Consider the following 14,605-nt stretch of genomic DNA (forward strand, 5'->3'; position numbering starts at 1 on the left):
CTCAAGAACACAGTCCCCGGCATCAGAACCCTTGTTGGTTTAGCTGGCCGGAGCGGCTTTGGCCTTGGCCTTGGGAGCTTCCAACACTTCCAGCTCATCTTCGCGGAAGTTGTTGGTGTTGATGTTGTAGTAGTTGATCTTGTCGAAACGAACGATCACCGGATAGAGAATGCCGCTGGTATCCACCGCCGCAACCGTTCCCACATCCCGGTACCAGTAGGATTCTTTCCGCAGCACACGGACTTTGGCACCACGCTGAATTGCCATGAGGGTTATCTCCATTGACCTGAACTCAGATTACCCTAGTCCGTGAGAAGGCTGCGATTTCCGAATTTTTGTAACAGGGATCCGCCCGTGTCTTCCTGGGTTTTCGGGGCCGACAGCAGATGAACCGTCGCACCTGTGGAGCCTGGCTATTGGGTTCTGCTTTGACCTGGGGCTTGCAGGGGAAATCTGCAGGGCTGCCCCATCCGCGCGATTTTGCCGCCGTCCTCAACCTGAACACCGGTCGTTTAACAAGGGTTTGGCAGCCGGAGCAGGCTTCCAGAATCAGGGCCAGCCCTGGCTCAACCGTCAAATGCGCCGTTGCCGCCGCTGCTCTGCAGACCGGGATCAGCTCTGGGGAGCGCTTGATCCACTGTCCGGGTTGGTGGGATCCGCCGCCGCAACTGGGGTTGGGCCGCCTACCCTGCTGGGATCCCCGCGGCCATGGGGCTTTGAACTTGCGCCAGGCCCTGGCCCACTCTTGCAACGTGCATTTTTACCAGTTGGGCTGGGAGCTGGGGGCCGATACCCTGGTGGAGTGGCTGCGGCGCTTCGGCCTAGGGAGTGTGCAGAATACAACTCCGGCTCCGCTCTTGGCGACTGGTCTGGCTGGGCCGGTGGATCCCTGGGAGCTGTTGGTTTATGGGGGCGTGATTGCCCGCCGCGGTGTTCCCCTTTCTGGCGAGGTCTCTCTGCCCGCTTTCTCTTTACCGGCTTGGATTTGGGAGGCTCTCCATGCTGGCATGAGCCTGGCGGCAACAGCGGGCACCTGTCGCGGCATTGCCCCGGAAGGGATCCCAGTGGCAGCCAAGTCTGGCACCATCCTCAATCCTCAACGACGAGGACGACCAATTCTCTGGGCAGAAGATTTTCAAGCCTGGTTGCTGGCCTTTTGGCCCCTGCCGGATCCCAACTGGACGCTGGTGCTGCACCTGCATCAGGGCAAAGCCTATGAGGCGGCCATTCCCCTGGCGCGGCAGATCATCGCCGCCATCGGCAGCGGGTGACCACCTTGCTTGCGATCATGAAGAAATGCAAACTATACTGAAGGTCAAGTGCCGTTCTCGTTTTCGTTCTTTACGGATCCCACTCCCTGTCGTTCCCATTTACCCTGGAGGTTCTCATGTCTAATCCCAATTTGTCTGAGCCCAAGTTTGGCTTTAACGAGTATGCCGAGCGCCTCAACGGTCGGGCTGCCATGATTGGCTTTGTGTTGGCCATTGTCATCGAAGCGGTGACGGGCCAAGGCGTTGCTTCCTGGCTGGGCCTGATCTAAGAGACCTCAACTTACCGCCTTTTGGCTTTTCCTTGGGTCTGCTGGCTTGCAGGCCCTTTATTGTATTGAGCAGGGTATTGAGCAGGAAGCGTGACTGCACCAGTTGTAGCCGTTCTGAATGGCAACAAGGCTTGAGCGGGCACCAACTACTCCAAGCAATTCCGACAGCGCCGAATCTTTCCCTTTCTCCCTCTGACGGAGGAGCTGGTGTGAGGGTATCCCACTAGTTTCATTAGATGATCCCTTCTTGACGCTTGGCGATTGGCATCCGCCAGCCGGTGCCGAAGGCGCGATCGGTGATGCGCAGCCCAGGGGGAGCTTGGTGTCGCTTGAACTCGGCATTCTGAACCAGCCGCAGCACCTGCTGCACCGTGTCGGGATCGAACCCTTGAGCCACCAACTCCGGGCCGGATTGATGCTGCTCGATGTGCCGCTGCAGGATCTTGTCCAGCAGGTCGTAGGGGGGCAAGCTGTCGCTATCTTGTTGGCCGGGTCGCAATTCCGCTGAGGGGGGCTTGGTCAGAGTAGCAAGCGGGATCCGCTCCTGCTGTCGGTTGATCCAGCGAGCCAAGCGGTACACCCAGGTCTTGGGCACATCGGAAATCACCGCCAGGCCGCCGGACATATCCCCGTAAATGGTGCAGTAGCCCACTGCTAGCTCTGATTTGTTGCCTGTGGTCAGCAGCAGCCGCCCGAACTTGTTGGAAAGGGCCATGAGGAGGGTGCCGCGAATGCGCGATTGCAGGTTTTCTTCCGTGATGTCGGGGGGGAGGCCGGCAAAGGGCTCTGCCAAAAGCTGGTGGTAGCTCTCCATGATGGACTGAATCGGCAGCTTCAGGGTCGGGATCCCCAGGTTTTGCGCCAGTTGGTAGGCGTCGGTCAGGCTGCCAGGGCTGGAATAGGGAGAGGGCATGAGCACCCCCAGCACCCGCTCCGGCCCCAAGGCATCGGCGGCGATCACAGCAGTTACGGCAGAGTCGATCCCCCCCGACAGGCCCAATAGCACCTCGCGAAAGCCACATTTGCTGACGTAATCGCGGGTGCCCAAAACCAAGGCTTCGTACAGCTCGGCTTCTGGTTCGGTCGGCCAGCGGGATCCCGCGGTCGGTGGGCTCTGGTCTGGGTTGGGAGACTGCGTCAACTCGTCCACATCCAGGATGAGGTGATCCGGCTGAAAGGCAGCCGCTTGGGCCACAACCCGACCCCAGCGATCCAGGGCGCAACTGGCCCCATCGAAGATGAGATCGTCGTTGCCCCCCACTTGATTGACATAGAGAATGGGCAGGGCGTGCTTGCGGGCCAGGGATCCCAGCATCTCCACCCGCAACTTCTGTTTGCCTAGGCTGAAGGGGGAAGCCGAGAGGTTAATCAGCAGGTCGGCACCGCAGCGGGCCATCTCTTCCACCGGATCCCAGTGGTAGCGGCGGTGCTGCCAAAAGTCGCGGTCGTTCCAAATGTCTTCACAAATGGTAAAGCCCAGGCGGCGGCCACGGTACTCGATGGGTTGGGGCTGGGATCCCGGCTCAAAATAGCGATCCTCATCGAATACATCGTAGGTGGGCAAGAGCGACTTCTGGAACCAATGGCGGATCTGGCCCCCCTCCAGCCAGGCAGCAGCATTGTAAAGGGGCCGACCCTCAGGCAGAGGATTGGGCTGCACGGATCCCACGACTACCGGAATGCTGGCCTGTAACCGGCTGGCCAAGTGCTGCAAAACCTGGCTTGCCCTCTCGACCAGGGCCGGGTAGAGCAACAAATCGCGAGGTGGATACCCCAGCAACGCCAGCTCCGAGGTGATGGCCAACTCTGCTCCCGCCGCCGCCACTGCCTCGACTGCCGAACGGATGCGCTCAGCATTTCCGCTTAGATCGCCGACGATGTAGTTCAGTTGCAACAGCGCTACCTTCACCCTGCCCCCCATATGGTAAATCTCACCATAAGTGGCCCAAACCGAATCGTCAACAAGATTCTGCTGCGGGCAAGCGAAGAATAAACGTGGTTTGGTGGGCAGTGCTTTCCACCTGCAAAGAGCCGCCCAAGTGGTTGGCAATGGCTTGGGCCAGAGCCAATCCCAAGCCTGTTCCCCCCTGCTGCCAGGGATCCGAGTGGGGGATGCGATAAAACCGCTCGAAAATGCGTTCTTGTTCTTCGAGGGGAATGGTGGTGCCCGTGTTGGTCAAGCGCAGCTCCCAACGGTCGGAACCCAAAGCAACAACCTCTAGGACAATGTGTTTGCCGGCGGGCGTAAATTTGTGGGCATTGGTCAAAAGCTCACAGACCAAGCGTTCCAACAGGCGAGGATGGGTGTGCAAATAGGGCAAGTGGGGATCCCAGTGAACTTCTAGGGTTTGCTGCCGCTTGCGCATCCGGTCTTGGAACCGATTGATGAGAGGTGCCAAAAGGAAAGGCAAGTTAACCTTCTCAGAGGGCAGCTTGAGCGTATTGCCCGACAAATTTTGTAGATCCAGAAGATCGTTAAGAAGATCGTTAATTAGGGAGATCTCTCGCTCGCACGCCTGCTCCAGAACCTCAAGATACTGGATTTGCTTGGGGGTGAGAGGAGAAACTTGATGGCTCAGTTTCAGCAGGTGAACCGAGAGGCTAATGCTGGTAAGGGGAGTGCGCAGCTCATGGGAGACGGCGGCCAGGAAGTTATCCCTAATTTGGCTGAGTTTTTTCAATTCCGTCACCTGAGCCTGGCTGCTGAGGTAGAGCCTGGCCTGTCGCAGGGCAATCGCACACTGGGCCGCCATTTGCTGAGCCAAATCAATTTCCCAATCGCTAAAACTCTCCTCAGGGGGCCGGGCCAGCCACAGATCCCCAAGAATGCCCTGATCGTCGGCAATGGGGCAGGCCAGCTTGGTCAAATAAGGGGGCAAAGTGTCGGGATCCCGTTGACGATCCCGAGCGCACAGTTGAAAGCACCAGCCTCGCCATAGCTGTTCGTAGAAGAGGGGAAAATCTCTCATCCAAACCCGAGCCCCGACCCCAGAGGTCGAAAGCGTCGTGTATTCATAGCTGATCAGGGAGTAGGTTCGGCGGCTATCGTAAAGGCCGACATTGCAAAAAAGAACGCCCAAAAATTTCCCCAGCTCGTTCACAACCGTCTGCAAGATCTGCTTTTCGTCCAGAGTTGCCCGTATCTGATGGATGAGGCGGCGCAGAATCGATTCAAACTGCAGACTGCGTTCCAGTTGCTGGGTTCGCTGTTGCACCAGGGCTGTTAATTCAGCTTCTCGTGTTTGCTGGGCCAGCTCCAGGCGCTTGCGCAGGGTGATATCGCGCACCAAAACAATGGCCTCATCCGGCCCAAAGGGCAACAGACAGGCCTCGCGATATTCCGGCAATGCTTCCGCCGCGTCTTGAGAAATTTGAGGAAGCGGATATTCAATAACCTGAATTTCTCCCGTTTGAAAGGCTTTCTCTAGCAAAGGGGCAAAGTAGGTTTTCCAATGCTCTGGAAACAGATCTTGAATGTATTGGTTGAGATAGCGGTCATCGGGATAGGCGGATGCAAATCCTCTGGGGGGCTTATAGGACAAGACTAGCCCTTGCCGATCCACTTGCAAAAGCATATCTGGGATCGCTTCGTAAAGAGCGCGGTAACGTGCTTCGCTGCGGGCCAGATCGGCCAAACTTTCTCGCAGGTGAGTTTCGGCCCTTTTTCGCTCGGAAATATCTTCTAGAAATTGGATGGCAAACAGAGGCTCGTTTTGAGCGTTTCGCACCGCGAAGAGTTGTAAGCGAACCCAGATCTCTCTGCCATCTTTACGGCAAATCACCTTTTCATATTCATAGTTGTTGGTGTACCCGGAAAGCAGTTCATTCCAGAGTATCTCGCCCCGTTCTCGGTCTTCGGGATAGGGAGTGTAATCTTCCGCTTTCAGAGCCGACCAATCTTCCTCGCTGTACCCTGTAATCTCTGCCATTGCCGGGTTGAGGCTGAGATACCGGGGATCAGGATCCAAGCTCATCAGAGCAATCCCTTGGCTACAGAAGTTGAAGATCCCTTGTAGCTGGTTTTGGATTTTCTCAAGGGCGAATTTGACAGATCGGTGCTCGCTGATATCATCCAGGAAGTGAACGGCAAATAGAGGCTTTTGTTCTTCATCTCTAACAACATAAACCTGGGACTTTGTCCAGATGATTTGGCCATTCTTTCGGGTGTAGCGATGTTCCCATTCATAATGACTGCGCCGACCCTCGATCATCTCCTGCCAGAGGTTTTTTAGGGTTTCAACATCAGCCAAATCTGGGATATAGGCCTCCAGAGGCAAAGCTTTCAGTTCCTCTGCAGAATATCCTGTTATATCCTTGAGGGCTGAGTTCATACCATGCGGACTAGCTTCTGGCTCAAGAGGCAGCAGAGAAATGCCCAAATTGCAGGACTCTACAATACCCCAGAATCGCTGTTGAATCTCCAACAAAGCCAGCTCTAGACGCTTACGCTCGGTGATATCTTGAATGCAGCCAAGCACGCAATCTGCTCCGTAGGGAACTATGCAAATTTCTTGGTAACGGAGCTCTCCCGCTGAGTTGGTTAGGGGATATTCCAAGGTTTGCCGGGATCCGCTGCTCAAGCAACGGTCAATCAGCCTCCGGAGTTGGTCGCTAACCTCAGAGCCGAACAGCTCTTGCACTGCTTTTCCCTGAAGGTGCTCTGCTGGGAGTGAGGCAACACAAGCATTCTCCGGGGAAGAAATCAGCTCCAGGCATTTGCCTTCTTGGCTAAAGATCATTAAGGCTTGTGGGATAGCACAAACCAACCTTTTGTAGCGGAGTTGGCTCTCTGCAAGCGCTTGTTCAGCCTGCTTCCGCGCCGTGATATCTTCCACATACCCCTCAAAACAGAGGGGATCCCCTGCTGGATTGCGGACGACTTGAATTTGTTCTCGCACCCACAAGTCCAAGCCCTTGCGACTGTGGATCAAAAACTCTTGCGCCACTCTCCCGTCGCCGACTTTGCCTGCAAGCAAATCCTGGAAAAACTGGCGACGACCGGCAGCGTCAGCATAGAGATGATGGCCAAAATCCGACAGATGGCGCATCAGATGAGCGGAGGAGGCATAGCCGTATATCTCGGCAAGCTTGGCATTGGCAAACCGGTATCGTCCCTGCAGATCCACACGAAAGATCCCAATGGGGGCATTTTCCAGGAGCACATCAAGTTCGGCCAGCATCAGGATCCCCTATTGGCAAGCAGTACCAGGGCACTGAGAACACCTGTCCTTGGGATTATGTATCATTTCTGCCTTAAGCGATGTTTCCCGCACTACAAGTTCCCCCCTAACCCCGTAAAATCACGGGCGAGGAAGGGCGCTTAGGTTTCTGTGGATGTTACCCCGTGGGCTGCCGGTAGGGCAGGGATCCCTGCGCGGATTCTCAACTACTCCACCTGCGCTGTCTCCGGGGATTCCGCCTGAGTTTCCGGGTGAAAGTAGCGGTAAATCTGTCGGGCAATCTTCGGGCCAATGCCGGGCACTTGAGCCAACTGGTCTTCTGAGGCCACCTGAATGCGGGCAATCGACCGAAATTCTTCCATCAGCAGCTTTTGCCGATACTTGCCTAGGCCGGGGATCTCGTCCAGCGTAGAGGCATGCTGACGCGCTTTCCGTTGCTGGCGATGAAAGGCGAGAGCAAATCGGTGGGCTTCATCTCGCAGGCGTTGCAACAACAAGCGAGCCGGATCTTGGGCCGGCAACCGCAAGGGCACGGGATCCCCCGGCAGAAAGATCTCTTCTTCTCGTTTGGCCAAGGCAATTACCGGCAGGTGATCCAGCCCCAAATCCGCCAAGACGGCCATGACTGCCGACAACTGCCCCTTGCCCCCGTCGATGAGCACCAAATCCGGCTGATCCTCAGGGGTCATTTTGCTGAAGCGACGCCGGGCCACTTCTGCATGGCTGGCAAAATCATCGGAGTGACCGGGGCGCACCTCAGGGTTGCGAATCTTGTAGCGGCGGTAGTGCTGTTTGGCAGGCAGGCCATCGATAAACACCACCTGACTGGCCACAGCATCGGATCCCTGAATGTGGGAAATATCGTAGGCTTCTAGGCGACGGGGCACATCCGGCAAATCCAAGACCTCTGCCAAGCGCTCCAAGGCCGCGGCATCCCGATCCGCCAAGCGCTGAGTGCGGGTTAGCTCCAGTTGGGCATTCCGCTCAACCAACTCGATCAGCTCGGCTTTGCTCTGCCGTTGGGGGGCAACAAGGCTGACCTTGCGGCCTTTTTTCTGACTCAGCCAAGACTCCAGAAAATCGTGATCGGGCAATTCATACTGGGTCAAAATCTCAGAGGGAATTTCCACCGGATCGCAGTATTGATAATGCTCTTGTAAAGCCCGCTGCAAGATAAGGCCTGGGTCGTCACCGCGGTTTTCGGCCACAAACCCCAGCCGCCCCACCAACTTGCCTGCCCGCACCTGAAACAATTGAATGCAGGCTCGTGAATCATTCATGGCCAAGGCCAGAGCATCACGGCTGACGGTAGAGTTAGGCAAAGAGACCTTCTGGGATTCTCCCAATTGTTCCAAACCGCGAATTTGATCCCGATATCGTGCGGCTGCCTCATAATTTTCCTGTTCGGCGGCCTGGATCATCTTCTCCTGCAGCTCTCGGATCAGCTCATCTGTCTGGCCTTGGAAGATCATGGCCACTTGAGTCAGCGTTTTGCGATACTCTTCTGGGCTGATCAAGCCTTGGCATACCCCGGGGCAGCGCCCAATGTCGTAGTTCAAACAGGCGCGATCTTTGTACAGAGGTTTGGGCCGTTGGCGCAAGGGAAAAATTCGTTTGACCAACCCAAGGGTATGGCGCAACAGGCCAACATCGGTGTAGGGGCCATAGTATTTGTCTTGATTCCGATCAAGGCGACGATGGCGGGTGATGTAAAGCTGGGGATAAGGCTCCGACCAGGTAATACACAAATAGGGATACTTTTTATCGTCCTTAAGGAGAACATTATAAGGGGGCTGATAGGTCTTAATCAGATTGTCTTCTAGGGCTAGGGCTTCACTTTCATTATCGGTAACGATAAACTCGATCTCGCAAACCTGAGCTACCATGCGCTGAATGCGAGGAGGCAGGTCGCCGGTAAAGCGGAAATAAGATCGCACGCGAGAGCGCAACTTCTTGGACTTGCCTACATAGAGGATCTGATCCGTGGCATCTCGCATTAAATATACGCCGGGTTCAGCAGGAATCTCCTTGAGACGGCTCTCTAGAACGTCACGGCTGTGAATCAGAGGGACGGTCATAAAGTTCAGTTCTACCGGGTAGAGTCAGGGATCCCATGACTTCAATCTAGCAAGGATATGGCTTTTCTCGGCAACACTGACTCCAACCCATGTGGAGACACAGTCATTCTGAACAATCATTCTGAACAAGTTTGGGAAGCTCGTCCTGCTTTCAAGCTCCAACCTGCTAGCACAAATGGCAATAGCTCGTCGCATTGCAGGATCAAAGTACCTCTTTTGACGGGTAGACCTCCATGATTTGGGAAGGATAAGTTGATTTGTGATTAACATAATTTTGTCCAGAGTTCTGGTAGTTCATTTACATAAGATATAGCAGCAATGGAAAGTCGCTTAAGTTTATTAACTAGGGATATATTGACTTCTGAGACAATCTTTTGAGTAGATTCAGGTATAAATTGCCTGTGACAATCCTGGCATCGATAATGCTGCTTTCCATTATGGATCTTGTCGTATCTAAGTTAAAAGAATGACGGCTTGGGCAAGTCAGCATGAGCTTACTCAGAAACACGAAAAATCTAGGGTAATAGTATCATTGCTCCCAGAGCACCACCAGTATAGTCAATAGGGCAAGGGCTCCGTCCCGCTGGCGCGACCCGAATCTCTGAGCTCTATCCTTACAATTGAGCTCCTGGATCCTGGCCTATGTCTTGCTGCAGGGCGGCCAAGTCTATCTTTGGCTTCTGGGTCTTGACTTTTGTCGGCCTGAGGTCTTCTAGGTTCAGCCAGCGATAGACCGTTGCACGCCTGACTTTGTACATCTGTTGTACATCTGTGGGGTTGCCCTCTTCCTGGACATACCCTACGGCTGTCTCCCTACCGCAGTTCTCCACAGGGCCAGTTGCCAGCGAGCGGAGCCGGTGTGAGCTGGCGCATTCGCCCTAGCTTTCTCAGATCGTCCGCAGTCCGTCGGGGAAAGCTGCAGAAGAAACTCGAAAAATCTGTTCATGGCGAGCTTTTTTGTCTTTACTTCGCTGATCCGATTGCCCCAACGGTTGCCCTGTTGGCAAGAGCCAGCCGTGACTTGAGACTGCCCCCCTTTTCCTGTCGGATTGGAGTGCGATATGCTGGTTTTCCACCTCTGAAAGCGTGATTTATTCCAAACTGTTTTTACTCCTATGAATCCCCATCCCTCTCAGGTCTCGGCCCCTATCCTGCAGGAAAACTGGCACTTTCAAGAGCGGGATGCTTGCGGGGTCGGCTTTTTGGTGAATCAGCAGGGGAGAGCCAGCCACGACCTCTTGCAGAAAACCCTTCAGGCCCTCACCTGTATGGAACATCGGGGTGGCTGTGGCGGCGACGGCCAGAGCGGTGATGGGGCGGGCATTGCAACGGCAATCCCCTGGTCGCTGTTGCAGGCAGAGAGGGAAGAAATTCGAGCTTGGGATCCCACTCACAGCGCGGTGGGGATGGTCTTTTTGCCTCAGGATCCTGCTGAGTGTCAGGCGGTGCAGCAGGTGATCGATGAGTACTTGACCACCACCGACTGGCAGCGGGTGGTTTGGCGGCAGGTACCGGTCAATCCCAATTGCCTGGGGCCGATGGCGCGGCAGACCATGCCCTCCATTTGGCAGATGCTCCTCACCCATCCCACGCTGGAAGGAGACGAGCTAGAGCAGCAGCTCTATCTGTTGCGGCGGCGCATTCGGCGGCGGGTAGAGGCTCGGTTTGGCTTTTATGCTCTGTATTTTGCCTCTTTGTCCTGCCGGGTTGTCGTTTACAAAGGCATGGTGCAATCGTCGGTTCTGGGCCAGTTTTATCGAGATCTGCAAAACCCCCTCTACACCACCACCTACGCCACCTACCACCGCCGCTTCAGCACCAATACCCTGCCGCGTTGGTCGCTGGCTCAGCCTTTCCGCTACCTCTGCCACAACGGCGAGATCAACACCTACCTGGGCAATGTCAACTGGATGGCCGCCCGCGAACAAACCCTTTCCCATCCCCGCTGGGGTACAGCGGTCGAGGATCTGAAGCCGATTATTGACCCGGGCACCAGCGACTCAGCAGGCCTGGACGCTGTGTTTGAGCTGTTGATTCAGTCGGGCTACTCCACTCAGCAGGCGATGATGGTGCTGATCCCGGAAGCCTATCGCAACCAGCCAGAACTGCAGAATCACCCGGAAGTGGTGGATTTCTACGAGTTCTTCGGCGGCCTGCAGGAGCCTTGGGATGGCCCGGCGATGGTGGTTTTCTGCGACGGCAAAACCATCGGGGCCACGTTGGATCGCAATGGCCTGCGCCCAGCCCGCTACGCTCGCAGCCGCGATGGTCTGCTGGTGGTGGCCTCGGAAGCTGGCGTGGTTCCTCTGCCGGAGACCGACATTTTGGAAAAAGGGCGGCTAGGCCCGGGGCAGATGCTGACGGTGGATCTGCAGAGCGGGCAAATCTGCAAAAACTGGGAGATCAAAACCCAGGTGGCAGCCCAGCACCCCTACGGCGAATGGCTCAAAGCCCATCGCGTTCAGCTCAGCACCCAAGGCTTTGAAAATACCCCTCACCTCTCGGAAGAACAACTGTTACAAGCCCAAACCGCCTTCGGGTACTCCTCAGAAGATGTGGAGATGATCATCGAGGAGATGGCGGCTACGGGCAAGGAGCCCACCTTCAGCATGGGGGACGATGCGCCGCTGGCTGTGCTGTCCACCCAGCCTCATCCCCTCTACGACTATTTCAAGCAGCGCTTTGCCCAGGTCACCAACCCTGCCATCGATCCCCTGCGGGAGAGCCTGGTGATGTCTTTGGATGTGTATCTGGGATCCAAGGGCAACCTGCTGGAGATCCGCCCTGAGCATGCCCGCCTGTTGCAGTTGCGCAGCCCGGTGCTCAACGAAGCGGAGCTGGCCGCTCTGCAGCACACTCCTTTCCCCTGCCACACGCTCCCGATTCTCTATCCGGTGGCTGCCGGCCCAGAAGGACTGGAGGTCCAGGTACGGGCCCTCTGCCAGCAGGCGGCTCAGGCAGTGCGGGGGGGAGCTGAGATTTTAATCCTCTCGGATCGCGGCCTTGATGCCGAGCAGGCTCTGATCCCACCTCTGTTGGCGGTGGGCGCCATCCACCATCACCTCATCCAGGAGGGGCTGCGCCTACGCGCTTCCCTGGTGGTGGAGACTGCCCAATGCTGGAGCACTCATCACTTTGCCTGCTTGATCGGCTACGGGGCCAGCGCCGTTTGTCCTTATCTGGCCTATGAAGCTGTGCGGCAGTGGTGGCACAAGCCCAAGACGCAAACCCAGATGGCTGCCGGCAAGTTGCCCCAGCTTTCCCTGGCCGAGGTGCAACTGAAGTACCGCGCCGCCATTGAGGCAGGGCTGCTCAAGATTCTTTCCAAAATGGGCATTTCTCTGCTCTCCAGCTACCACGGAGCGCAGATTTTCGAGGCCATTGGCCTGAGCCAAGAGGTGATCGATCTGGCCTTCCGCGGCACGGTGTCGCGGGTGGGAGGCATGACGCTGGCGGATCTGGCCCGCGAGGGCATGGTGAATCACCAGCGGGCCTTTCCCGAACTCACCTCGAAAAAGCTGGAGAACTTTGGCTTTATCCAGGCGCGGCCCAAAGGCGAATACCACATCAACAGTCCAGAAATGGCCAAACTGCTGCACAAGGCCATCGAATCGGGTCAGCCTGCCCACTATGAGATCTACAGGGCGCACCTGCGCAGCCGCACCCCCACCGCGTTGCGAGACCTGCTGGATTTCCGCAGCGACCGGGATCCCATTCCCTTGGAGGAAGTGGAACCGGTGTCGGAGATTTTCAAACGCTTTGCCACAGGTGGGATGTCCTTGGGGGCCCTCAGCCGCGAGGCCCACGAGACCCTGGCCATTGCCATGAACCGCATCGGCGGCAAGTCCAACTCCGGTGAAGGCGGGGAAGATCCGGAACGATACCTCCCCATCACCGATGTAGGCCCAGATGGCACCTCGGCCCGCTTTCCCCACCTGAAGGGGCTGCGCATGGGGGACAACGCCAGCTCAGCCGTCAAACAGGTGGCCTCGGGGCGTTTTGGCGTGACACCAGAGTATTTGCTCAACGCCCAGCAAATCGAGATCAAGATAGCCCAGGGGGCCAAGCCGGGCGAGGGGGGGCAACTGCCGGGCAAAAAGGTGAGTCCCTACATTGCCAAGCTGCGCCGCTCCAAGCCGGGGGTGACCTTGATCTCGCCGCCGCCCCACCACGACATCTACTCCATCGAGGATCTGGCGCAGTTGATCTTCGACTTGCACCAGGTCAACCCCCAGGCCCAGGTGTCGGTGAAGCTGGTCTCGGAAGTGGGCATCGGCACGGTGGCGGCGGGGGTGGCCAAGGCCAACGCCGACATCATTCAAATCTCAGGGCATGAAGGGGGCACCGGGGCTTCCCCCCTGAGCTCCATCAAACATGCCGGGGCACCTTGGGAGCTGGGCCTGGTGGAGGTGCATCATGCCCTGCTGGAAAACGGCCTGCGGCAGCGCTCCATCCTGCGGGTGGATGGCGGCATTCGCACGGGTTGGGAAGTGGTGATGGCGGCCATGCTGGGGGCAGAAGAGTTTGGCTTTGGCACGGTGGCCATGATTGCGGAGGGGTGCATCATGGCGCGGGTATGCCATACCAACAATTGCCCGGTGGGGGTGACCAGCCAGAAGGAGGAGTTGCGCAAGCGCTTCCCCGGCACGCCAGATCACGTGGTGACCTTCTTCACGTTTGTGGCGGAGGAGGTGCGCCAAGTCTTAGCCCAACTGGGCTACCGCTCTCTGAAGGAGGTGATCGGGCGGGTGGATCTGCTCTGTCCGCGGGCCGATGCCGTTCTGCAGAAGACCCAATCCTTGAACTTGGAGTGTCTGCTGCGAACTCCCCCCGGTTTTGATCCCAACACCCTGCCCGACTGGTTGGAGCATGAGCCGGTGCATTCCAACGGCCCGGTGCTGGATGAGCAGATCCTGGCTCAGCCGGAGGTGCAGAAGGCGGTGGAAACCTGCGGCACGGCCACGGTGGAGATCCCTATCGCCAACACCGACCGCTGTGTGGGCGGGCGCATTGCCGGAACCTTGGCCCGCTTGTACGGAGATACCGGCTTCGCCCAACAGGGGGGGCAGTTGGATCTGCGCTTTGTCGGCAGCGCCGGCCAGAGCTTTGGCGCTTTTACGCTGGCGGGGATGCGCCTGACCCTGACAGGAGAAGCCAATGACTACGTGGGCAAAAGCATGTGCGGCGGCGAGATCGTCATCCTGGCTCCCCCTGAGGCGCCCCGCGATCCGGCGGAAAATGTAATCCTGGGCAACACCTGCTTGTACGGGGCCACGGGCGGATCCCTGTTTGCCAACGGCCAGGCGGGGGAACGCTTTGCGGTGCGCAACTCGGGAGCGCAGGCGGTGATCGAGGGATCCGGCGACCACTGCTGCGAGTACATGACCGGTGGGGTGGTGGTGGTGCTGGGGCGGGTGGGCCGCAACCTGGGAGCGGGGATGACCGGCGGCCTGGCCTATGTGCTGGATGAGGAGGGCAACTTCCCCGCCAAGGTCAACGGGGAGATCGTGCGCATTCAGCGGGTGCAGACAGCAGCAGCAGAGGCACAACTGAAGAGCCTGATCCAAGAGCACTATCGCCGCACCCATTCCCCCAAAGCGGAGCGCATTCTGCAAAATTGGGAATCCTATTTGCCTCTGTTTTGGCAGGTGATCCCGCCTTCGGAGGAGGGCAGCGAGCTGACGGATCCCTTGCGATCCCAGCCGCTGGCAGTGGAGTCTTAAGGATCTCTCAGAGCCTGCCGGTAACACTTCTTATCCCCACGACGGCCAGAGAGGCTGGTAAACTGCGAGAGTATACCTGGCCTT

At 57.3% G+C, this 14,605-nt stretch carries 8 protein-coding genes and 1 pseudogene; 3 read left to right on the forward strand and 6 right to left on the reverse strand.

Annotated elements, in window-relative coordinates; genetic code table 11:
* Positions 1-39 precede the first annotated feature (39 nt).
* Complete coding sequence (locus ACVWY8_RS01890) at positions 40-267, reverse strand: photosystem I reaction center subunit IV (protein ID WP_414329200.1); 228 nt, start codon at positions 265-267, stop codon at positions 40-42.
* Between the two features lie 119 nt (positions 268-386).
* On the opposite strand from ACVWY8_RS01890, the gene ACVWY8_RS01895 reads away from it, so the two are divergent.
* Positions 387-1,271 carry a penicillin-binding transpeptidase domain-containing protein gene (locus ACVWY8_RS01895; RefSeq protein WP_414350373.1) on the forward strand — a complete coding sequence of 295 codons (885 nt, stop codon included), beginning with the start codon at positions 387-389 and terminating at the stop codon, positions 1,269-1,271.
* A gap of 116 nt (positions 1,272-1,387) precedes the next feature.
* A complete protein-coding gene (locus ACVWY8_RS01900) occupies positions 1,388-1,540 on the forward strand; it encodes a chlorophyll a/b-binding protein (protein WP_011429120.1) in 153 nt (50 codons plus the stop codon).
* Between the two features lie 232 nt (positions 1,541-1,772).
* Here the strand turns inward: ACVWY8_RS01900 and ACVWY8_RS01905 are convergent, their stop codons facing one another.
* The 5 genes and pseudogenes from ACVWY8_RS01905 to ACVWY8_RS01925 all read right to left on the reverse strand — a co-directional run bounded on the left by ACVWY8_RS01905 (position 1,773) and on the right by ACVWY8_RS01925 (position 9,628).
* The gene (locus ACVWY8_RS01905) at positions 1,773-3,449 is read right to left on the reverse strand and encodes an NAD+ synthase (protein WP_457392683.1); all 1,677 of its coding nucleotides are present in this window, start codon (positions 3,447-3,449) and stop codon (positions 1,773-1,775) included.
* A 49-nt stretch (positions 3,450-3,498) separates the two neighbouring features.
* Positions 3,499-6,720, reverse strand: a complete 3,222-nt coding sequence (locus ACVWY8_RS01910; RefSeq protein ID WP_457392122.1) for a PAS domain S-box protein — start codon at positions 6,718-6,720, stop codon at positions 3,499-3,501.
* A 206-nt stretch (positions 6,721-6,926) separates the two neighbouring features.
* The gene (uvrC, locus tag ACVWY8_RS01915) at positions 6,927-8,798 is read right to left on the reverse strand and encodes an excinuclease ABC subunit UvrC (RefSeq protein ID WP_457392119.1); all 1,872 of its coding nucleotides are present in this window, start codon (positions 8,796-8,798) and stop codon (positions 6,927-6,929) included.
* Between the two features lie 263 nt (positions 8,799-9,061).
* A pseudogene (locus ACVWY8_RS01920) lies at positions 9,062-9,244 on the reverse strand (IS1/IS1595 family N-terminal zinc-binding domain-containing protein); the annotation flags it as partial.
* A 168-nt stretch (positions 9,245-9,412) separates the two neighbouring features.
* Positions 9,413-9,628, reverse strand: a complete 216-nt coding sequence (locus ACVWY8_RS01925; protein WP_414329292.1) for an IS630 transposase-related protein — start codon at positions 9,626-9,628, stop codon at positions 9,413-9,415.
* Positions 9,629-9,913: 285 nt separating this feature from the next.
* Between ACVWY8_RS01925 and ACVWY8_RS01930 the strand changes: the two genes are divergently transcribed.
* A complete protein-coding gene (locus tag ACVWY8_RS01930) occupies positions 9,914-14,521 on the forward strand; it encodes a glutamate synthase-related protein (protein WP_457392117.1) in 4,608 nt (1,535 codons plus the stop codon).
* Positions 14,522-14,605: the final 84 nt, after the last annotated feature.

Source organism: Thermostichus sp. OS-CIW-32 (genome assembly GCF_054060415.1).